This is a genomic window from Bizionia sp. (assembly GCF_048259285.1).
Taxonomy (GTDB): Bacteria; Bacteroidota; Bacteroidia; order Flavobacteriales; family Flavobacteriaceae; genus Algorimicrobium; species Algorimicrobium hallyeonense.
This window is the reverse complement of sequence record NZ_JBLXHU010000013.1, coordinates 38,569-59,137: the sequence shown is the minus strand read 5'-3', so window position 1 is coordinate 59,137 and position 20,569 is coordinate 38,569. Positions and strand designations below refer to the sequence as shown.

18 protein-coding genes are annotated in these 20,569 nt (G+C 35.6%); 9 read left to right on the top strand and 9 right to left on the bottom strand.

What is annotated here, in order from left to right; all coding sequences use genetic code 11:
• Window position 1 precedes the first annotated feature (1 nt).
• The 5 genes from ACN0QX_RS08330 to ACN0QX_RS08310 all read right to left on the bottom strand — a co-directional run bounded on the left by ACN0QX_RS08330 (window position 2) and on the right by ACN0QX_RS08310 (window position 4,555).
• Window positions 2–769, bottom strand: coding sequence for a rhomboid family intramembrane serine protease (locus ACN0QX_RS08330; RefSeq protein ID WP_417196330.1), 768 nt, complete (start codon window positions 767–769; stop codon window positions 2–4).
• Window positions 770–782: 13 nt separating this feature from the next.
• Window positions 783–2,636, bottom strand: a complete 1,854-nt coding sequence (mutL, locus tag ACN0QX_RS08325; protein ID WP_248395032.1) for a DNA mismatch repair endonuclease MutL — start codon at window positions 2,634–2,636, stop codon at window positions 783–785.
• Window positions 2,636–2,920: a riboflavin synthase subunit beta gene (locus ACN0QX_RS08320; protein ID WP_376860431.1), complete on the bottom strand. Its 285-nt coding sequence runs from the start codon at window positions 2,918–2,920 to the stop codon at window positions 2,636–2,638. The genes mutL and ACN0QX_RS08320 overlap by 1 nt, the downstream gene beginning before the upstream one ends.
• Window positions 2,921–3,298: 378 nt before the next feature.
• The gene (gene ribH, locus ACN0QX_RS08315; protein WP_417196293.1) at window positions 3,299–3,778 is read right to left on the bottom strand and encodes a 6,7-dimethyl-8-ribityllumazine synthase; all 480 of its coding nucleotides are present in this window, start codon (window positions 3,776–3,778) and stop codon (window positions 3,299–3,301) included.
• A 3-nt stretch (window positions 3,779–3,781) separates the two neighbouring features.
• Complete coding sequence (locus tag ACN0QX_RS08310; protein ID WP_248395035.1) at window positions 3,782–4,555, bottom strand: tetratricopeptide repeat protein; 774 nt, start codon at window positions 4,553–4,555, stop codon at window positions 3,782–3,784.
• Window positions 4,556–4,678: 123 nt separating this feature from the next.
• Between ACN0QX_RS08310 and recF the strand changes: the two genes are divergently transcribed.
• From recF to ACN0QX_RS08295, 3 genes are read left to right on the top strand one after another with little or no spacing between them, the layout of a single operon-like run.
• On the top strand, window positions 4,679–5,758 hold the full coding sequence (gene recF, locus ACN0QX_RS08305) for a DNA replication/repair protein RecF (protein WP_417196291.1): 1,080 nt from the start codon (window positions 4,679–4,681) through the stop codon (window positions 5,756–5,758).
• Between the two features lie 13 nt (window positions 5,759–5,771).
• On the top strand, window positions 5,772–6,203 hold the full coding sequence (locus tag ACN0QX_RS08300; RefSeq protein ID WP_417196289.1) for a hypothetical protein: 432 nt from the start codon (window positions 5,772–5,774) through the stop codon (window positions 6,201–6,203).
• Complete coding sequence (locus tag ACN0QX_RS08295) at window positions 6,203–6,499, top strand: DUF721 domain-containing protein (RefSeq protein ID WP_248395038.1); 297 nt, start codon at window positions 6,203–6,205, stop codon at window positions 6,497–6,499. Before ACN0QX_RS08300 ends, ACN0QX_RS08295 begins: the two co-directional genes overlap by 1 nt.
• Window positions 6,500–6,607: 108 nt before the next feature.
• On the opposite strand, the gene ACN0QX_RS08290 is transcribed toward ACN0QX_RS08295, so the two are convergent.
• Together ACN0QX_RS08290 and ACN0QX_RS08285 are read right to left on the bottom strand one after the other, a co-directional pair.
• The gene (locus ACN0QX_RS08290) at window positions 6,608–9,178 is read right to left on the bottom strand and encodes a M4 family metallopeptidase (protein WP_417196287.1); all 2,571 of its coding nucleotides are present in this window, start codon (window positions 9,176–9,178) and stop codon (window positions 6,608–6,610) included.
• Window positions 9,179–9,276: 98 nt separating this feature from the next.
• Window positions 9,277–9,696, bottom strand: coding sequence for a nucleoside-diphosphate kinase (locus ACN0QX_RS08285; RefSeq protein WP_066255829.1), 420 nt, complete (start codon window positions 9,694–9,696; stop codon window positions 9,277–9,279).
• A 153-nt stretch (window positions 9,697–9,849) separates the two neighbouring features.
• On the opposite strand from ACN0QX_RS08285, the gene ACN0QX_RS08280 reads away from it, so the two are divergent.
• From ACN0QX_RS08280 to ACN0QX_RS08270, 3 genes are read left to right on the top strand one after another with little or no spacing between them, the layout of a single operon-like run.
• Window positions 9,850–10,869: a DHH family phosphoesterase gene (locus ACN0QX_RS08280; RefSeq protein WP_417196285.1), complete on the top strand. Its 1,020-nt coding sequence runs from the start codon at window positions 9,850–9,852 to the stop codon at window positions 10,867–10,869.
• The gene (gene gldI / locus ACN0QX_RS08275) at window positions 10,862–11,407 is read left to right on the top strand and encodes a gliding motility-associated peptidyl-prolyl isomerase GldI (RefSeq protein WP_417196283.1); all 546 of its coding nucleotides are present in this window, start codon (window positions 10,862–10,864) and stop codon (window positions 11,405–11,407) included. The genes ACN0QX_RS08280 and gldI overlap by 8 nt, the downstream gene beginning before the upstream one ends.
• 31 nt (window positions 11,408–11,438) lie before the next feature.
• Window positions 11,439–12,599, top strand: a complete 1,161-nt coding sequence (locus tag ACN0QX_RS08270; RefSeq protein WP_417196281.1) for a peptidylprolyl isomerase — start codon at window positions 11,439–11,441, stop codon at window positions 12,597–12,599.
• A gap of 74 nt (window positions 12,600–12,673) precedes the next feature.
• Here the strand turns inward: ACN0QX_RS08270 and ACN0QX_RS08265 are convergent, their stop codons facing one another.
• Window positions 12,674–14,137 (bottom strand): aminoacyl-histidine dipeptidase, encoded by a 1,464-nt coding sequence (locus ACN0QX_RS08265; protein WP_417196279.1) that lies wholly within the window; start codon window positions 14,135–14,137, stop codon window positions 12,674–12,676.
• 73 nt (window positions 14,138–14,210) lie between these two features.
• Between ACN0QX_RS08265 and ACN0QX_RS08260 the strand changes: the two genes are divergently transcribed.
• From ACN0QX_RS08260 to ACN0QX_RS08250, 3 genes are all read left to right on the top strand, one after another.
• A complete protein-coding gene (locus ACN0QX_RS08260) occupies window positions 14,211–15,272 on the top strand; it encodes a DUF3810 domain-containing protein (protein WP_417196277.1) in 1,062 nt (353 codons plus the stop codon).
• 88 nt (window positions 15,273–15,360) lie between these two features.
• On the top strand, window positions 15,361–18,336 hold the full coding sequence (locus ACN0QX_RS08255; RefSeq protein WP_417196275.1) for an amidohydrolase family protein: 2,976 nt from the start codon (window positions 15,361–15,363) through the stop codon (window positions 18,334–18,336).
• Window positions 18,337–18,355: 19 nt separating this feature from the next.
• Window positions 18,356–19,651 carry an amidohydrolase family protein gene (locus tag ACN0QX_RS08250; RefSeq protein WP_417196274.1) on the top strand — a complete coding sequence of 432 codons (1,296 nt, stop codon included), beginning with the start codon at window positions 18,356–18,358 and terminating at the stop codon, window positions 19,649–19,651.
• A gap of 78 nt (window positions 19,652–19,729) precedes the next feature.
• Here the strand turns inward: ACN0QX_RS08250 and ACN0QX_RS08245 are convergent, their stop codons facing one another.
• Complete coding sequence (locus ACN0QX_RS08245; RefSeq protein WP_417196272.1) at window positions 19,730–20,548, bottom strand: DUF6503 family protein; 819 nt, start codon at window positions 20,546–20,548, stop codon at window positions 19,730–19,732.
• Window positions 20,549–20,569: the final 21 nt, after the last annotated feature.

Sequence of the window (20,569 nt, the reverse complement as noted above, 5' to 3'; positions counted from 1 at the left end):
ACTAATCCCAACGGTTTTTGTTGAATTGTGTTTTTTTCCAATACCACATAATTAAAAACCCAGTTAAAGCGCCTCCAAGGTGGGCAACATAGGCCGTATTACTAGGACTAAAAAAGGATTGTCCCGTTATAGCCGAAATTAAATCTAATGCAATAATTCCCGGAATAAAATACTTGGCTTTAATAGGGACTGGCAGGAAAATCAACATTAATTTAGAGTCTGGATACAACATGCCAAAGGCCACTAAAACCCCCATGATAGCACCAGAAGCACCAACCATTGTACTATTAAAAACACCTACAAATTGTTGCATTTTTGCTGCACCCATTATTTGTTGCCATCCTGTATTATACATACCTGAATTTAATGTTTCAAGTATTTGAGACTCACTAACACCGGCTTCGGTTAATGTGCTGAGTCCTGAATAAAAGGTAATATAATAGTAACCAATCATACAAAGGGCCGCGCCTAAACCCGCTGACAAGTAGAAAAATATGAATTTTTTAGCGCCAAAACGTTGTTCTACGGCCGTTCCAAACATCCATAACGCAAACATATTAAACAAAATATGCATAAAACCGCCATGCATAAACATATGTGTAATTATTTGCCAAGGCTGGAAGGCCACATTTTTAGGAAAGTGTAAGGCAAACCAATCGTAGAACACAGTATTCTCGCCCAGTGCCGCTCCTCCAACTGTAAGAGTACCTACAAACATAAGCACGTTTAAAATAATTAAATGTTTGACCGTATCGGTAATATTATTCATCATAAGATTTTACTTATATAAATTTTTTATCTATTTCATCCACGCTTATCGTAACGAAAGTTGCTTGATTTGTTGGTGAACTATTAGGGTCTTTACAAGCAAATAAACTATTCACTAAATGCTCTTGCTCCATCAAAGATAAGGATTGTCCTCTCTTAATAGCCAAACTCTTTGCCATGGATTTTGCCAATAAATCGGTTGCACTAAAATGAGTATCTGGCACTTCGTTTTCTATGTCACTAATCAGCTGTTCCAAAATAACAGTGACTTCACTCTCCGGAACACTAATTGGAACTCCTGAAATTTCAATATGATCATTATGAAAGTTAGCAAATACAAATCCAGTGTGTTCTAAATCTTCTTGTACTTCTTTTATACAATCCATTTCTTGTTGCGATAAAAACACTAATACAGGAAATAACAATTGCTGACTTACACTCTCTTTAATAGTAATATGCTTTAAGAAATTTTCATATAGAATTCGTTGGTGCGCACGATGTTGGTCAATTACCAACATACCCGATTTTATAGTACTAACTACATATTTATTATGAAGTTGATAGGTAGATTGTTTCACATCTAAACTGGAGTCGTCTTGAAACATATTACCGGTTTGTTCATCGCTCTCAAAACGCATTTCGTTGAAATCGGATGTCGATTTGGTTCCTTTAGATTCCATTCCAACATACAAACCTTCCCAACTTCCAGCTGGTTCTTTTTTGTACGATGTATTAAAAGATGCTTTAGATCGGGTTTCTTCTTGAAAGGGATTAAACGAACGATCCACTTCTATTTTAGGGGTTTTTGCTTGTTTATTTTCGAAATTATAAGGCGTATCAAAATTGGAATCCCGATCAAAATCTAAAACTGGCGCAATACTAAATTGCCCTAAACTATGTTTGACTGCCGACCGTAAAATAGCGTATAAAGTATGTTCGTCATCAAACTTAATTTCTGTTTTGGTTGGATGAATATTAATATCAATAGTTTGCGGATTTACGGTTAAGTCTAAAAAGTAACTCGCATGCGTTCCATCTTTTAGTAACCCATCAAAAGCAGAATTAATAGCGTGATTTAAATAAGCACTTTTTATAAAACGGTTATTCACAAAAAAGAATTGTTCGCCACGTGTTTTCTTGGCGTATTCGGGTTTTCCAACAAATCCTGAAACGGTTAAAACTTCGGTTGTTTCATTTACAGGCACCAATTTCTCATTGGTTTTTGCCCCAAAGATATTTACAATACGTTGTCTGAAATTACTGGAAGGCAACTGAAATGTTTCGCTGCCATTATGATACATAGAAAACTGAATAGATGGATGCGCTAAAGACACCCGGTGGAATTCATCAATAATATGTCGCAATTCAACCGTATTCGATTTTAAAAAATTACGTCGCGCTGGAATATTAAAAAAGAGGTTTTTTACAGCAATAGAAGTTCCTGTTGGTGTTACAACCACTTCTTGTTCTTTTACCTCGCTACCCTCAATAACTATTTGGGTGCCTACATCATCCGCTTCTTGCTTGGTTTTTAATTCCACATGGGCAATAGCGGCAATACTTGCCAAAGCTTCGCCACGGAATCCTTTGGTATGTAATTGAAACAAATCGTCAGCCGATTTAATTTTAGAGGTTGCATGACGTTCAAAACTAAAACGTGCATCGGTAACACTCATCCCTGAACCATTATCGATTACTTGAACAAGGGTTTTTCCAGCATCTTTAATAAGCAGTTTAATTTCTGAAGCTTGCGCATCAATGGCGTTTTCCAAAAGCTCTTTTACTACGGAAGCTGGTCTTTGAACAACTTCACCTGCAGCAATTTGATTGGCTACATGATCGGGTAATAATTGAATAATGTCTGCCATTAGTTTTCAGGAAGGAATATGGATAAATCGAAACCAATAATCAGTAAAAATATAAAAACTAAAACAGCTATAATGATCAATACACGTCTATTGGCATGTTCATCAGCATTGTTTTTATAATCGTCCCAAGCGGTATTTATCTTTGTTTTTAAACCACCACTACTTCCAACGGTTGAGCGAAAATCATCGAACTTGTGTTTTATTTCGTACGGATTCTCATCACCTTTATAATAACGCGGTGTGTAGCTGTATTTTTTATTTTTTCGCTTACTAAAAACTCCCATAATTCTATATTATTCGTAGCCACTTAATATGTAAATCACTATTAAGATAGCAATCAAAAACAAGACCAAAAATAATGGTGAGGTAAGAAAACTACGTTTTCGCTTTCTATTACCCTTTAAACTTTGCCATTTTGTCTGAATATCATCTGGCTGATTTTTTTCAGGAACATCTTGGAATCTTGGTTTATAATTAAAGCTTTTATTTTTTTTAGCCAATGTACTTTCTAATTAGTTGCTTTAACTTCAAAAGTACTGAATTTACAAGGAAAAAGGACATTCAGATTGCCAAAAATTGTTAACAATATCCTGCTTGCTAGTCCATGAAGCTAGCTCATGTCTATTAAAATATATAAAATAAAATTTAAGAAATTAGGCTATTTACTTGTTCAATTCTGCCATTTTAATAGCAGCAATAGCCGCTTCAGTTCCTTTGTTTCCGTGTTTTCCACCCGAACGATCAATAGACTGTTGGATGTTGTTATCGGTTAGTACGCAAAAAATAACAGGGACGTTATGTAAAACATTAAGATCCTTAATTCCTTGAGCAACACCTTCACACACAAAATCGAAATGTTTGGTTTCGCCTTGGATTACACTTCCTATGGCAATAACAGCATCAACCGGTTGTTGTTGCATTTTTTTACAACCAAAAATTAATTCATAACTACCAGGAACATTCCAACGAATAATATTTTCTTTTGAAACATTATTATCTAACAAAGCCTCGATGGCGCCTTTGTAAAGTCCTTCTGTTATGGTATCATTCCATTCTGAAACAACAATCCCAAACCGAAAGTTCTTCGCGTTTGGGATTGTAGCTTTATCGTATTCTGATAAATTGTTATTTTCTGTAGCCATGTATTAGTTACTTGCCAAAGCCTCTGCTTTACCAATAAAGATGTCAATATTAGCACCTTCAGTAGACGTTGGATAGTTTTCTTTAATGTTTTTAAAATGCTTAAGCGCCACATCTGTTTTGCCTAAATCTAATGCTATAACACCTGCTTTGTATAAAAACATAGGTGTGGTAAATTCATTGGAACGCATTTTAGCAGCTTCTTCATAATAGCCTAAAGCATCTTCTTGTTGGTTTAATTGCACAAAGGCATCACCAATACAACCTTTGGCCATAGGCGCCAAAATTTCGTCATCTCCTGAAAAATTTCCTAAATACGAAACCGCATTTTTGTAATCTTTCATATTTAAATAGGCCATACCAGCGTAATAGTTAGCCATATTTGCAGATGGTGTTCCACCATACTCTGAAATAATATCTAACATGCCAAATTTCCCTTCACCTCCATTTAAGGCTAAGCTAAATAAGGAATCTTTTTCAGCCGTTGCATTTACTGCTTGGTCATAATATTTTTGAGCTTGGTACATATCATTCATAGCTTCCGTTTGCTTTGGTTTTGCTATAAACTCGTTATACCCTAAATAACCTAAAACTACGGCGGCTACCAAACCTATAATAATGAAAATGTATTTCTGATTGGCAATTACCCAATCTTCAGTTTTGGAAGCACTTTCATCAAGTGTATTAAAAACTTCTGCCGTTGTTGAGTTCTCTTCAACATCATGCTGCTTTTCTTCTTTCGTTTCTGGTTTATATCCTCTCTTCTTGTACGTTGCCATATATTCTAAATTAATGCGGTGCAAAAATATAATATTTCTTTAGATTTGAAAGCCTATTTATTTGTTATTTTTCAATAATTTGCACATCCTTTAAACTGAACACCCTTTTAAGTTTCTTTTTACATGATTTTGAAATCCTTATCGGTACTGAATTATAAAAATTTTGATGAACGCAGCTTTGTTTTCAATGAGAAAATAAACTGTTTTGTTGGAAACAATGGCGTGGGTAAAACGAATGTGTTAGATGCCATCTATCACCTATCGTTTGGGAAAAGTTATTTTAATCCTATTGCATCCCAAAACATTAAACACGACGAAGCTTTTTTTGTGGTAAATGGTGAATATGAAAAGGAAAATACGGCAGAAAAAATTGTGGTGAGTTTAAAACGTGGTCAGAAAAAGATTATAAAACGAAATGGCAAAATTTATGAAAAGTATAGCGACCATATTGGATTTTTGCCTTTAGTGATTATTTCGCCAGCCGATCGGGATTTAATTATTGAAGGAAGTGCAACCAGACGGAAATTTGTGGATGGTGTTATTTCGCAAAGCGATAAAAACTACCTGAATGCCTTATTAAAATACAATAAAATTTTAGCGCAGCGTAATTCGCTCTTAAAGTATTTTGCCTTAAACCATACCTTTAATAAGGATACTTTAGAGGTTTATAATTTACAACTCGATCAATACGGACATGAAATTCATGAGAGACGTCAAGCATTTTTAGAGTCCTTTATCTCTATTTTTAAGGCACGTTATGAAGCCATTAGCAGCGGCAACGAATCCGTAGAATTGGTGTATGAAAGTGATTTAACAGATAACCGATTGGAGGCCTTGTTAAAAACCGTTATTAATAAGGACAAGGCCATTCAATACACCAGTGTTGGCATTCATAAAGACGATTTAATATTTAACATTTCCGGACATCCAATTAAAAAATTCGGTAGTCAAGGACAGCAGAAATCATTTTTAATTGCTTTAAAATTGGCACAATTCGATTTTATAAAATCCAAAAGTCAGGTAAATCCTATTTTGCTATTGGATGATATTTTTGATAAATTAGACGAACAACGGGTATCCCAGATTATTAAATTGGTAGACGATGAAAATTTTGGTCAGCTTTTTATAAGCGATACACATGCGGACCGGACGGAAGCTGTTGTTAAGCAAGTGCATCAATCTTACGAAATTTTTAAACTTTAGAACCGTTTTCATTATGAAACAGAAACGTCAAAACCTTATCTTACTGCTCGTTACTGCGCTTGTTATTTCCAGTTGTACTAAAACCCCAGACGAGTCTTTAAAAAATTTTGAAGGGTATTGGGAAATTGAACGCGTTACCCTAAAAGATGGCCGTATTAAAGAATATAATTTTAATGATACAATTGACTTTATAAGTTTAGAGGATTCATTACAAGGCGTCCGAAAAAAAATGAAACCTAATTTCATGGGGACGTTTGAAACTTCTAAAGATGCGGAAACCTTCATTATTAAAATTGAAAATGATAGCCTGAATGTATATTATACAACACCTTTTGATTCTTGGAAGGAAACCATTTTGTTAGTAACTAAAAAGCAATTAAAAGTCGTAAATAAGCATGAAGCCGTATTTTTGTATAAACGCTACAAACCTTTAAATTTAGACTAATGGCCAAACGTAATAATGAAAACTTAACAATTGCAGACGCACTTAAGGAGTTTGTGGAAACCAACCGGTTAGAACAGGGATTAAATGCGGTAAACGTGCAAGATGCATGGCAAAGCATGATGGGTAATGGTGTAAATAATTACACGACAGCCATTCAACTAAAAGGCGACACATTGTATGTGCAATTAAGTTCTAGTGTCCTGCGTGAAGAATTAAGTTACGGGAAAGAAAAAATTATTTCTATGCTTAACGAAAATTTAGGGAAGCACATTATTAAAGAATTAGTGCTGCGTTAGTTGGTAGTTATTAGTTCATGAAATATTATTAGAAAAAAGTCCAACTATACGTTTAAAACAAAAAATCCCGCAGTTTGCGGGATTTTTTAGTATAATATTAGGACTCAATTAGTCCTTAATCAATTTAATAACGGTATTTGCCGTTTTAGTATAGACTTTCATAAAGTATAAACCAGAGGCCACACGAGAAATATCTAAAGTAGTTGTTTCCTGAATTCCAGATAAATCTATAGACTTCACTAAACGTCCATTGATATCCATAACATCAGCTTTCACTAAATCTAAATTTCCAATATTCTTCATTGTAAATTGACCATTTGATGGATTAGGGTATACTTTTATACCATTTTCAACAGCTGTAAAATCTTCAATAGATAAAGCATAAGCACAATTATAAACTGTTAATTCATCTAAATACCAACCTTCTCGTCCATTGCAACCATCACTTCCTAAATCAAATCTAAACTGAACGGTACTATTTCCCATGATACCTAAAACAGATAAGTCTATAATACTTGTCCCCCAACTACCGCTATTTGAGCCACCATCAGACCCCGTAAAGGCCTCTTGACCTTCCATAGGGTTGTCATTTCCTTCTGAAGCTGGATTAATGACATCATTATAACCATTTATTATAAATGCCGAGGCAGGAATCAATATCCAATTACCTCCATCTAATTTATATTTAATATTTACACCATCCCAATTAGGTTCTGTTGAAACGTAATGATTGAAAGCCATTTCATACGTACCTTCATTAAAGTCTGGCATGGTAACAATAGGACTTTCTAAACTCATGATACCATTTTGAAAACTGTTTTGACAATTTCCTCCGTAGGTATCACCAATAGGCGCGTTTACTGCATAAACACCATTTCCAGCTCTGCCATTAGGCAGGCTAGTTCTCAATTCCCAATCTCTAGGGATCCAGGTTGACGAAGTTTGAGATTGGTTAACAGTCCAGCCATCTAAACCAGTCTCCCAATCCTCTGAAAATATGGGATTATCTAGGGCGTTCTCACATAAATCTGGAGCCGCACCAATTACTGCTGTAAATCCGCACTGCTCTGGTTCGATACGTAATTCTACGGCTAGAATAGCTTTTACTAATTCGTTATAATCAGCCATGGTTAAAATCTCATTAGAGGGTCCAGCAGCAGTTGCCACTGTAGATAATCCCTCTAAATTAATACCTAATAAATCTGTGCAAGATGCTTCAAGCGCGTCTGCCAACGTAAAGAAATCGCTAGTAGCCGTTAAATACGTGCTTTGGGCGCGCCAAAAAATATGGGCCGCTTTGGTCAAACCAATACCGTTAATAGTTTGTCCATTATAAGTGCCTCCATCAACTAAAAGCGCATAGGCGTGATTTGGAATTCCAGAATTAGAATGTACTCCTCCTGAATCACCTTCACCACAGCGGTATAAGCCATCGGTAACTTTTCCAGGATCGTTATTACAAGGTGGATTCCACATATCGCGAATAGCACCACCAAAGGCAGTAGCATCTTCGCCAATTCGCCAACGATCAGAACTATTGCAGCCCGTTCTTAAGGATACATCATCATCTTCATCTGCGTAATTATTTATTAAATCAACGGTTTCTCCCCATATATCTGAAAATGACTCATTCATAGCGCCCGATTGCCAAGCGTAAATTAAGCCACTCGTATATTCAGTATAAGCGTGTCCCCATTCATGTGCAATAACATCATCTGTTGCTGTACCATTACAATAATTAGCAGTTACACCATTCCAGTTAGCGTTTGGACAGTTAATATTTGGATTGTTGTTAATGGTTCGCATTTGTGCATCCGCATTATTATAAGATACGTACCCAAAAGCATTATTAAAAAAATTATAGACATGCCCTGAAGCCTCCACTTCATTACGTTGCCAAACCGTTAAACTGCCTGGAAAAGCATCGCCTTCTGTCCAAACTACTGTATTGGTGTTTCCTTCATATACCGTGCGATCTAACGCATGTGGCATACCTGTAAATTGCTCTACCAAAGTACCATCATGTGCATTGATATAAACATATTCTCTAACATCTGCATTGTTTCTAGCTTCCACCTCATAGACCAAATAGCTAGATCCTAAATTATTTTCAATAAGACCTTTTTGAAAAACAAATAATTTTGTCTCATACGCAAAAACGGTTTCACCAGAATAGTTAATATCCTGTTTAGCTAATACGTTTAGAGCTACTGCATTTGCCGCTTGTTCTGAAATGCTGGGAACAGGAGGTACTTTAATATTTGCAATGTAATTACCATTTATGGTCGTTAGCTGATTAGAATGATTAAAATGGAAACGCAATTGGCCATCAAAAACAGGAACACCTTGATGTTGCTGAATAAGGGTTACCGTTTGAAAACCATAGTTGTCTTTTTTAGGGGGTTGAAATGTAAAGTTGCTTAAATCTTGACTGTCATTAAACAACCCTGTATAGGTTTCTAAAAACGTTCGGATTTTTTCTTGAAGCGTACCACCAGATAATGTTAGTGGTTGATTTGCGGGGAATTTAATAAACTCGGGAATTCCAGATTGGACATTCACCGAAACATGCGCTTGCGTAACTATTTGTAATTCATTGATAGCTTTTTGCGAGTTTTGGGCTATTAATAAGGTAGAAAATAGGAAACAAACTAATAATACATAGTTTGTTTTTTTCATAAAATTCTTTTTTAGAATTCAGTAAAGGTAATACTTAGAATAAAAAAAGCCTAAAATGAATAACATTTTAGGCTTTTTAATTTTTATAGTGCTTTTAATTAAAACATCTCACGTCCAGAAAAATGGAATGCGCTTTCAATAGCTGCATTTTCATCGCTATCACTTCCGTGAACTGCGTTTTCTCCCATAGAAGTTGCATATAACTTACGAATAGTTCCTTCAGCAGCATCAGCAGGATTTGTAGCACCAATTAAGCTTCTAAAATCTTCAACAGCATTATCTTTTTCTAATATAGCTGCTACAATTGGACCACGTGTCATGAACTCAACCAACTCACCAAAAAATGGACGCTCGTTATGTACAGCATAAAACGCTTCAGCATCAGCTTGTGTCATTTGTGTTTTTTTCAATGCGACTATTCTAAAGCCTGAAGCATTGATTTTCTCTAAAATTGCGCCAATGTGTCCGTTTTCAACTGCATCTGGCTTAAGCATGGTAAATGTTCTATTTGTTGCCATTCTTTTGTTTAAGTTATATTTCTATTAATAGATTCTAATTAAGAAAAGCAATTTACTATCTAAATTTCTTTCCTTTAAATTTCGTGCAAAAGTAATGTATTTCTTAATAAAAACCATATAAACCAATACTAAAAAATTGTATATTCGTCACATATGAAAAAAGAAGCTATTTCAGACATCAAACAACTGCTCCGATCACCAAAAAAAATGGTTATTGTTCCGCACAAGAATCCAGATGGTGATGCTATTGGTTCAACCTTAGGACTTTATCACTATTTAAGGATACATAATCAAGAAGCTGTGATTATTGCACCTAATGATTATCCCGAATTTCTAAAATGGATGCCAGGCGAAGACAGCATTTTAAAATATGACACAGATACAGAAAAATGTGATGCCTTAATTCAGGATGCGGATATCATTTTTACGTTAGATTTTAATGCATTAAACCGAACGGGCAATATGGAACCGGCTTTAAAAGCTAGCTCTGCTATGAAAATAATGATAGATCATCATCAACAACCAGATGATTATGCCACCTATATGTATTCGGATGTTAGTATGAGTTCCACCTGCGAAATGGTGTATCATTTTATTGCTATGCTAGATGACAAAAACCTTATCAATCAAGATATTGCTACGTGTTTATATACTGGAATTATGACAGATACAGGGTCGTTTCGTTTTGCTTCAACTACAAGCGAAACACACCGTGTTACGGCTTTCTTAATTGATAAAGGTGCCCAACATTCTGAAATCCATAATGCGGTTATGGATGCTAATAGTTTTGAGCGTATGCAACTTTTAGGCTGTGCATTAACTAATTTAAAGGTTATTCCAGAATCTAGGACAGCCTTTATAACGTTATCTCAAGACGAATTAAACACCTACAATTATAAAAAAGGTGATACAGAAGGCTTTGTAAATTATGCATTATCCCTTCAAAATATTATTTTTGCCGCTATATTTATTGAAGATAAACAAAACAATATTATTAAAATATCGTTACGTTCTAAAGGCGACTTTTCCGTGAATGAATTTGCACGTGCACATTTTGAAGGCGGTGGTCATACTAATGCAGCGGGTGGGAAGAGCGATTTGTCGCTTCCAGAAACGGTTGAAAAATTTATTAGTATATTACCCGCTTATAACAATGCCCTGAAAAATGAATAGATTTTTAGTTATAATATGTCTACTACTAACTGCTTTTGCCTGTAAATCACCAGAAGCAAGACGTCCCATTTCTGCTAAATCGGGTTCGTTTATTGATCAGTCTGTAGAACGTAATAAAAATTTAATTAATAAGGAACGCGCTGTTTTTGAAACCATAATGGCTAAAGATTCTGTAACAGATTATATAGCTTCCAACAGTGGATTCTGGTATTATTACCAAACCAAAGCGGCAGACTCATTACTAACTCCTGAATTTGGGGATATTGTGACTTATAACTATACTATTAAAGATATTAATGAAACAGTAATATATAGTCAAGCCGACTTAAAGCAGCAAACCTACATCATGGATAAGCAGGAATTGTTTACCGGATTGCGCGAAGGTTTAAAACTAATGCGTGAAGGCGAAACGGTTACATTTTTATTTCCTTCCCAAAAAGCGTATGGCTATTATGGAGACGAGAATAAAATAGGCACCAATGTGCCACTTATATGTGAAGTTTCATTGATAGACATAAAAACAACAGAACCCAATTAAATTGATATAAACACTTATTTAAAACTCAAAAATGAACACATTGAAACATACCATGAAATTATTAGTATTGGCACTTTTAGTAAGTTTTACATCTTGCAGTCAGCAGTATCCTGATTTAGAAGATGGACTTTACGCGGAATTTGTGACCAACAAGGGTACCATGGTTACCAAATTATTTTACGACAAAGTTCCTGTAACGGTTGCCAATTTTGTGGCATTAGCAGAAGGTACACACCCTAATGTTTCCGATGCTTATAAAGGAAAGCGTTATTATGACAGTTTAACATTTCACCGTGTTATCGATAAGTTTATGATTCAGGGTGGCGACCCTACAGGAACAGGATCTGGAGATCCTGGTTACAAATTTACCGATGAATTTCACCCAGATTTAAAACATACAAAACCAGGTATGCTTTCCATGGCTAATTCGGGACCAAACACAAATGGTAGTCAATTTTTCATAACAGAAGGACCAACACCGCATTTAGATAATAAGCACTCTGTTTTTGGGGAAGTTGTTATTGGTATGGACGTATTAGATACTATTTCTAATGTAGCCGTGGAACCAGGAAGTAACAAACCGGTAGTACCAGTTATTATTGAAAAATTAAATATCATTAGAAAAGGTAAAGCTGCGGAAGGTTTTAATGCTGCCGAAGTATATAAAGAAGAACTGCCTAAAGTATTAGAAAAGCAAGAAGCTTTAAAAGAAGCGGCTCGCCAAAAAATTAAAGAATCGGCTAGCGTGGCTGCAGAAGCATTTATTGCTAAAAATGCAGACTTAAATGGAACCGTTAAAAAACTAGATACAGGCGTGGTTATGATTTTTACGGAAGAAGGTGAAAACACGAAGCCATCAAGTGCAGATAAAGTACTAGTTAATTATGCTGGTTTCTTTGAGGATGGTCGTTTATTTGATACAAGCTGGGCCGAAGTTGCTAAAGCAAACAACGCGTATAACGAACAACGTGATGCACAGGGTGGTTACAAACCATTTGCTATGATTTATAATGAAACTGCTGGATTGGTTCCTGGTTTTAGAGAAGCCATGTTAAATATGAATGTTGGGAATAAAGCTAAAGTATTTATCCCTTCATATTTAGGATATGGTGAAAATGGCTCTGGTCCTATTCCTCCAAACTCAAATTTAATTTTCGAATTAAAAATTGAAGGTATTCAAGGAAAACAATAATCCAAACACCCTATAAAAAAAGCCGCGTTTCTAGTTTAGAAACGCGGCTTTTTTATGGTATTAATTGATTTATTTTATTGCTTCTTCGGGATATTCTTTAAAATCTCTAAAACAAATTTCCAGTATTTTTGTGCTGATGAAATTTGGGCACGTTCATCTGGACTATGCGCTCCTTTAATATTAGGTCCAAAACTAATCATATCCATCTCTGGATAGTTCTGACCTAAAATACCACATTCCAGTCCTGCGTGACAAGCAGCAACGTGTGGCTTTTCATCATTCATATCTATATAAAGCGTTTCTAAAACTTGTAATATTTTAGAATCCATATTCGGTGTCCAACCTGGATATTCGCCTGAAAACTCTACTTCACATCCGGTTAATTCAAAAGTAGCTCGTAAACTATTGGCTAAATCCCATTTTGCACTTTCAACTGAAGATCGTGTTAAACAGGCTATTTCTATATTACCATCTTTTATAACAACACGGGCAATATTATTTGAGGTCTCCACCAAGTCCTTAATATCTGCACTCATTCTATACACACCATTTACGGCCGCATACAATGCACGCGTAACACCTTCTTGAACACCTAAATCCATAATGTTTTCAGGCGTTTCTACTTTGGAAACTTCAATTTTTAAATCGGGTTCCATCGTTTTTAGCTCGGTTTGAATAACCTGCGCATAGTCTGCCATTTCGGCAACAAAAGCATCTTCATGAATGGAATCGATGGCAACAATAGCATGACTTTCACGTGGAATGGCATTGCGTAAGCTACCGCCATTAATTTCAGAAATACGTAAACCAAAATTCTCAAAACCATCAAATAATAAACGGTTCATAATTTTATTAGCATTTCCTAAACCTTCGTGAATTTGCATCCCGGAATGACCACCTTGTAAGCCTTTTACAGTAATGGCATACCCGGTTTTAAATTCTGGTGTTTCTTCTTCTTTGTAGGTTCTTCTAGCAGTTACATCAACACCGCCTGCGCAACCTACTCCAATTTCATCATCTTCTTCCGTGTCTAAGTTTAAAAGTATTTCGCCTTGCAGCAAACCGCCTTCAAGTCCCATAGCGCCTGTCATTCCCGTTTCCTCATCAATAGTAAATAAGGCTTCTATTGCTGGATGTTCAATATCAGTGCTTTCTAAAATGGCCATAATAGTAGCCACACCTAACCCGTTATCGGCTCCTAGCGTTGTGCCTTTGGCACGCACCCAATCGCCATCAATATACATATCAATTCCTTGGGTGTCGAAATCGAAATCTGTATCATTATTTTTTTGATGCACCATGTCTAAATGCGACTGCATGACAATGGCTATTCTATCTTCCATGCCTTTAGTTGCTGGCTTTCTTATAATGACATTTCCTACGCTATCTTCTATAGTTTCAAGACCTAATTTTTGACCGAAATCCTTCATAAATGCAATAACCCGTTCTTCTTTTTTTGAAGGTCGTGGTACCGCATTTAAATCGGCAAATTTATTCCATAAGGCTTTTGGTTCTAGTTCTCGTATTGCTTCGTTCATATCTGTATTTTTTAAGTTTTACAAAGGTAATTATAATGTATAGAGTAATAAAACAATTCCTTATTTTTGAAATATGCAGAAAAACCCAAAGCTTTTAATAGCGCTCGCGCTTATCCCACAGATTATCCTTATTAATATTTTGGCGCAATTTCCAGAATTTGTAGAAACCTATTACAGTCATGGAATTTACCAATGGGTTTCTGCCATATCCCGTTATGTTTTTGGTTGGATGCCATTTTCTTTTGGCGATATTTTTTATGCAGCAGCCATCATTTTCATAATCCGTTGGTTGCTTATAACTAGAAAACGGATTTTTAAAGATTTTAAAAATTGGATTATTGATATTTTCGCAACCATCTCTTTAATCTATTTCGCTTTTCATGTTTTTTGGGCTTTTAATTATTACCGATTACCGCTTCATAAAAACCTGAATCTGAAAGCCGATTATTCAACCGAAGAACTTATAATGGTTACCGAAAAATTAATAGAAAAATCGAATGCACTTCATGTTAAGGTAGCTATTAACGATACCGTAAAAGTAAATCTACCCTATACTAAAAAAGACATTTTAAACATGGCGCCTTTGGGTTACATACAAATACAAAAGCAGTATCCACATTTGGAATACCACCCAAAGAGTATTAAAATGTCCTTGTTTAGTGTACCGCTAACGTATATGGGATTTAGCGGCTATTTAAATCCTTTAACCAATGAAGCTCAAGTAGACGCACTCATTCCCGTATATAAATTCCCAACAACCGTTTCTCATGAAATTGCGCATCAGCTAGGCTATGCTGCCGAGAATGAAGCTAATTTTATTGGGAGTCTGGCTGCCATGTCGCATACAGACCCATATTTTAAATATAGTGGAACAACCTTCGCGTTACGCCATTGCTTAATGGAAGTTTTTAGGCGAAATCCCGAAAAATATCAAGAACTATTATTGACCATCAATATAGGTATTCTGAAAAACTATCAAGAAGTTCAAGATTTTTGGAGGCGTTATCAAAACATCACAGAACCCGTTTTTAAAGAAACTTATAATTCCTTTTTAAAGGCCAATAACCAACAAGGTGGTATGAAAAGTTACAGCTACGTTGTAGCCCTTTATGTGAATTACTTTTTGGAATCCTAAACAAAATGTTAAAAAAAATCCAATTCATTTAGCACCCATTTCTTATTACTTATATTTAAGTTTTTAAATTTCAAACCAACCTAAACCCATGAAACAACTCCTTACGCTTTTGTGTTTTGTGTTCAGCACAACGCTGTTTTCACAAAACTATTTCCCAAAAAATGATGGTGTAAAAACTGAAAATCATAGTTATCATGCTTTCACCAATGCAACCCTTCATATTTCCCCAACAGAAACTCTTGAAAATGCCACATTATTAATTAAAGATGGCAAAGTTATTTCTAGTGGAAAACAAGTTCAAATTCCAGAAAATACAACAGTTATCAATCTGGAAGGCAAACACATTTATCCCTCATTTGTGGATATATACTCATCGTTTGGAACCAAAAAACCAACACGTGCAGAAAACTCAAACAGCCCACAATATGATGCCTCACGCGAGGGTTACTATTGGAATGACCATATTAAACCCGAGCAAAATGCTATTGAAGGTTATGCCTTTGATGCTAAAACAGCAACCGAATTACGCGAAGCTGGTTTTGGAACCGTAAACACCCATATTCCAGATGGCATTATTCGTGGAACAGGTAGCTTAATTGCGCTATCCCCAAGTGGAACAGATGCCTCTCGCATTTTATCAGATCGTTCTGCACAGTATTTGTCAACCAGCAAAAGTGTTACGTTTAGACAAGCATATCCAACCTCTTTAATGGGAGCTATGGCGTTAATTAGACAAGTAAACTATGATGCTGATTGGTATGCCAAAGGTTTATCAGAAACAAAAGACCGATCATTAGAAGCGTTCAATAACAATAAAGATTTAGTTCAAATAATTGATGCAGGAAGTAAAATGAACGACTTGCGTATGGACAAAGTTGGAGACGATGTAAACACCCAATATGTTATTGTTGGTGGTGGTGATGAGTATGAGTTAATTCATGAAATTAAAGCTACAAATGCATCATTCATTATACCTATCAATTTTCCAGATGCATTTGATATGGAAGATCCCATCATGGCAAACACAGCAAGCTTATCGGATATGCGTGAGTGGAATCAGAAACCAAGCAATCCTGCTGTTTTACATAAAAACGGCGTGCCATTTGCCCTCACCTTACACGACTTAAAAAAACCGTCTGAATTTATGCCAAACTTGCAAAAAGCCATTGAATACGGTTTGGATGAAACAGCAGCTTTAGCAGCGTTAACAACCGTTCCTGCTAAAATTATAAGAAAAAGTAATGACATAGGAACCCTTAAAAATGGATCTTATGCAAATTTCTTAATTACGTCTGGAACTATTTTCGATACCAAAACAACGCTTTATGAAAACTGGGTTTTAGGTAACAGACATGAAATTGTACCCATGAACACAAAAGATATTCGAGGCGATTATGAGTTGCAAGTTGCCGGAACGACATACGATTTAAAAATTTCTGGTGAAATTTCGAAGTTAAAAGCAACGGTTAAAACAGATACGCAAAAACTAGGCTCAAAAATTACAATGACTGATGATTGGTTAGCATTAACGTTCTCCAGTATAGATACCACAAAACAAGATTTTGTAAGACTTTCAGCTAAAATTACCAACACTCCAAATATAAGTGGGGCTGCTATTTTACCAAATGGAAATGAAACCACTTTTTATGCAAAAAAACTAGAATCGAAAGCCGCGGAAAAATCAGATGACTCCGACGATGATGACAACAAGGAATCTAAATCTGATGTAAGGATATTTCCAGTTACGTTTCCTAATGAAGCCTATGGTTTTACTGAAAGACCAAAACAACAAACCATTTTATTTCAAAATGCTACGGTTTGGACCAATGAAGAAGCCGGTATTTTAAAAAACACCGATGTCCTTGTTAAAGATGGTAAGATTGCTAAAATTGGCAACAATTTAAGCGCCGGAAATGCTATGGTTATTGATGCCACAGGGAAACACATTACTTCTGGTGTTATTGATGAACATTCGCATATTGCAACAGCAGCGGTAAACGAAGCTGGTCAAAACTCCACCGCCGAGGTTACTATTGAAGATGTTGTAGATTCAGATGATATAAACATATACAGAAACTTATCTGGAGGTGTTACAACCATTCAAATTTTGCATGGTTCAGCAAATCCTATTGGTGGTCGCTCTGCAATAATTAAATTGAAATGGGGCGAGTCAGCGCAAAATTTAATCTTCCCTGACAGTCCTAAATTCATCAAGTTTGCTTTGGGTGAAAACGTAAAACAATCTAACTGGGGCGATTATTCGCGTTCCCGTTTTCCGCAAACCAGAATGGGTGTGGAACAAGTGTATACGGATTATTTCACCAGAGCAAAAGAATACGAAGCTTTAAAGAAAAGTGGTAAACCGTATCGTAAAGATTTAGAAATGGAAACCCTTGTTGAAATTTTAAATAAAGACCGCTTTATTAGTTGTCATTCCTACGTTCAAAGTGAAATTAATATGTTAATGGAAGTTGCCGAACGTTTCAACTTTAATATAAATACGTTTACACATATTTTAGAAGGTTATAAAGTAGCTGATAAAATGAAAGAACATGGTGTTGGTGCTTCAACTTTTAGTGATTGGTGGGCTTATAAGTACGAAGTGAATGATGCTATTCCATACAATGCCGCTATTCTTCATAACCAAGGTATTGTAACCGCTATTAATAGTGATGATGCTGAAATGTCTAGACGATTAAATCAAGAAGCGGCTAAAGCTATCAAATATGGTGGTGTTAGTGAAGAAGAAGCATGGAAAATGGTGACATTAAATCCAGCAAAACTATTACATATTGATGATCGTGTTGGTAGCGTGAAGGTTGGTAAAGATGCTGATATGGTACTATGGAACGGCCACCCAATGTCTATTTACACCAAAGCTGAAAAAACCCTAATTGAAGGAAAAGTTTATTTTGATATGGATCGTGATAAGCAAATTCGCGAAAGCATAAAACAAGAGAAAAACGAATTAACAACGATGATGTTGCAAGCCAAAAACAAAGGTTTAAAAACCAAACCCGTTGTTAAGAAAGTAGATGAACATTTCCATTGTGACACGATTTAATACTCTAAAAGAAAATAAGATGAAACATTATACTATATACATCCTTGTTATTACGCTATTTGTAGGAAGCTTTTCCTTTGCGCAACAAACACCAGGATCCAAACAAACTAAACCCATTGCTATTGTTGGCGCTACCGCACACATTGGAAATGGTCAAGTAATTGAAAATTCTGTGATTGTTTTTGAAAACGGAAAAATCACATCGGTGAATACAACAAATTCCAACACGTCTGGCATGACTATTATTGATGCCAAGGGTAAACACGTGTATCCCGGATTTATTGCAGCCAATTCTGCTTTAGGATTAGTAGAAGTAGATGCTGTAAGAGCTTCGGACGATCAAGATGAAGTTGGCGGTATGATTCCACATGTACGCAGTTTAATTGCTTACAACACAGAATCTAAAGTCGTAGAATCCATGCGTCCAAATGGCGTGTTAATGGCACAAGTATCGCCTAAAGGTGGTCGTATTTCTGGAACCTCATCCATTGTTCAAATGGATGCTTGGAATTGGGAAGATGCTGCTATAAAAACAGATGATGCTATTCACCTTAATTGGCCAAGTGCTTTTTCTAGAGGTCGTTGGTGGTTGGGAGAACCTGCAGGTTTAAAACCAAACAAAGACTATGCTGAGCAAGTAAACGAGGTCGCTGCTTTTATTACCGACAGTAAAGCCTATTTAAAAGGTGATAAAAAACCTATAAACTTACCTTTTGAAGCGATGCAAGGTTTGTACAATGGTAAGCAAAAATTGTTTGTTCATGTAAATGATGAAAAAGGAATTACAGACGCTATTCATTTTGCAAAAGATCATAAGATGGAGCAATTAGTTATTGTAGGTGGTGCAGAAGCATATAAAGTCACCGGATTATTGAAACAAAACAACATACCTGTTTTAATTAATACACCACACACATTGCCTGCCAATGATGATCAAGATTATGATTTACCATTTAAATTAGGAAAACTTTTATATGACGCAGATGTTCTTGTAGGCATTCAAGTTGGAAATGCGGAAAACTTCCAAACACGTAATTTACCATTCTACGCAGGCACTTGCGCAGCGTACGGGATGGATAAAGAAGAAGCTCTAAAATTAATCACATCTAACAACGCTAAAATACTGGGTATTGATGCCTTTGTTGGTACTTTAGAAGCAGGAAAAGATGCCACACTTTTTATTAGTGAAGGTGATGCTTTGGATATGCGCACCAATATTTTAACACGAGCTTTTATCCAAGGTCGTGAAATAAGTTTAGAAAGTCACCAAACAGAATTATGGAGACGTTATTCTGAAAAGTATAAGAATCAGTAAGTTTTACGAATATAAAGTGCAAAAAAAAGGCGAGCTAATTTTAATCAGCTCGCCTTTTTGTATTTTAACATATTAAATCTAATTAATAAATTCAGCTTTTTCTGGTTTGACAAATTTTGAAGATGCAATTTCATTTTTAGAAAGCTTAACATCTATAAATTCAGTGCTTTGTTTAGCTTCCGTAGGCTTGTCATCTTTGTAGCCATAACCCACAATTGTTTTAGGCAATAATAAGCCATTCACTTTTTGCCAATTATCATACCTTCTAAAGTGTAATTCTTTTTTATCTATACCTGGAACAAAACTAACCGTATACCCTAACCATTCCATGTGGTAAGTTGTTGGGTTGTAATACAACACATAGCGGTCTTCAGGCGTTTCTCCAACACCTGCATTGTAAGTAATTTGAATTCCAGGATACGTTACGCCTTCAACAACCAAAGGCTCTGCGTCTGCATAATTAATTCCGTCATCAGACAAAATAAAGGGCATGGCATAAAAATAAAACATTAAATTGTAACCATATTTTGGATCATATCCTTTGTAGGCTTCTTCCGTTTTATTTAAAAGCCAAACCTGCTCTCCATTAAAACCAATAGTTGATTCTGGATTGTCTAGTAATGCTTCTCTGGAATTTAAATTTGTCATTATCACTTCCTTTCCATCCGGCTTATCCATAGTAAAAATCAAAGATTTCATTGCTTTCCAAGTGTCTAATCCGCCATGTGCATCAAATACTTTAGTCAGATTTTCTGGATAGTTTTTATTTTTAGCTTCTTGAACGTTTAATGTGTCTTCTGCTTGCGCTTTAGAGATTATTGTTTCTGGCTCCGCCTTATTTTCTTTACATGCCGAAAAAACAAATAAAAGTGTTACAGCAAAAAAATAGTTTTTCATAAAATCGTTTCTTTTAGTGGT

Excerpts from the sequence above, each read along its gene's own strand:
- ACN0QX_RS08270 (WP_417196281.1), top strand. The coding sequence starts at position 11,439 with ATGAACACATTGAAACATACCATGAAATTATTAGTATTGGCACTTTTA.
- ACN0QX_RS08295 (WP_248395038.1), top strand. The coding sequence starts at position 6,203 with ATGGCCAAACGTAATAATGAAAACTTAACAATTGCAGACGCACTTAAG.
- ribH (WP_417196293.1), bottom strand. The coding sequence starts at position 3,778 with ATGGCTACAGAAAATAACAATTTATCAGAATACGATAAAGCTACAATC.
- recF (WP_417196291.1), top strand. The coding sequence starts at position 4,679 with ATGATTTTGAAATCCTTATCGGTACTGAATTATAAAAATTTTGATGAA.
- ACN0QX_RS08280 (WP_417196285.1), top strand. The coding sequence starts at position 9,850 with ATGAAAAAAGAAGCTATTTCAGACATCAAACAACTGCTCCGATCACCA.
- ACN0QX_RS08300 (WP_417196289.1), top strand. The coding sequence starts at position 5,772 with ATGAAACAGAAACGTCAAAACCTTATCTTACTGCTCGTTACTGCGCTT.
- mutL (WP_248395032.1), bottom strand. The coding sequence starts at position 2,636 with ATGGCAGACATTATTCAATTATTACCCGATCATGTAGCCAATCAAATT.
- ACN0QX_RS08260 (WP_417196277.1), top strand. The coding sequence starts at position 14,211 with ATGCAGAAAAACCCAAAGCTTTTAATAGCGCTCGCGCTTATCCCACAG.
- ACN0QX_RS08265 (WP_417196279.1), bottom strand. The coding sequence starts at position 14,137 with ATGAACGAAGCAATACGAGAACTAGAACCAAAAGCCTTATGGAATAAA.
- ACN0QX_RS08285 (WP_066255829.1), bottom strand. The coding sequence starts at position 9,696 with ATGGCAACAAATAGAACATTTACCATGCTTAAGCCAGATGCAGTTGAA.
- ACN0QX_RS08330 (WP_417196330.1), bottom strand. The coding sequence starts at position 769 with ATGAATAATATTACCGATACGGTCAAACATTTAATTATTTTAAACGTG.
- ACN0QX_RS08245 (WP_417196272.1), bottom strand. The coding sequence starts at position 20,548 with ATGAAAAACTATTTTTTTGCTGTAACACTTTTATTTGTTTTTTCGGCA.
- ACN0QX_RS08320 (WP_376860431.1), bottom strand. The coding sequence starts at position 2,920 with ATGGGAGTTTTTAGTAAGCGAAAAAATAAAAAATACAGCTACACACCG.
- gldI (WP_417196283.1), top strand. The coding sequence starts at position 10,862 with ATGAATAGATTTTTAGTTATAATATGTCTACTACTAACTGCTTTTGCC.
- ACN0QX_RS08250 (WP_417196274.1), top strand. The coding sequence starts at position 18,356 with ATGAAACATTATACTATATACATCCTTGTTATTACGCTATTTGTAGGA.
- ACN0QX_RS08255 (WP_417196275.1), top strand. The coding sequence starts at position 15,361 with ATGAAACAACTCCTTACGCTTTTGTGTTTTGTGTTCAGCACAACGCTG.
- ACN0QX_RS08310 (WP_248395035.1), bottom strand. The coding sequence starts at position 4,555 with ATGGCAACGTACAAGAAGAGAGGATATAAACCAGAAACGAAAGAAGAA.
- ACN0QX_RS08290 (WP_417196287.1), bottom strand. The coding sequence starts at position 9,178 with ATGAAAAAAACAAACTATGTATTATTAGTTTGTTTCCTATTTTCTACC.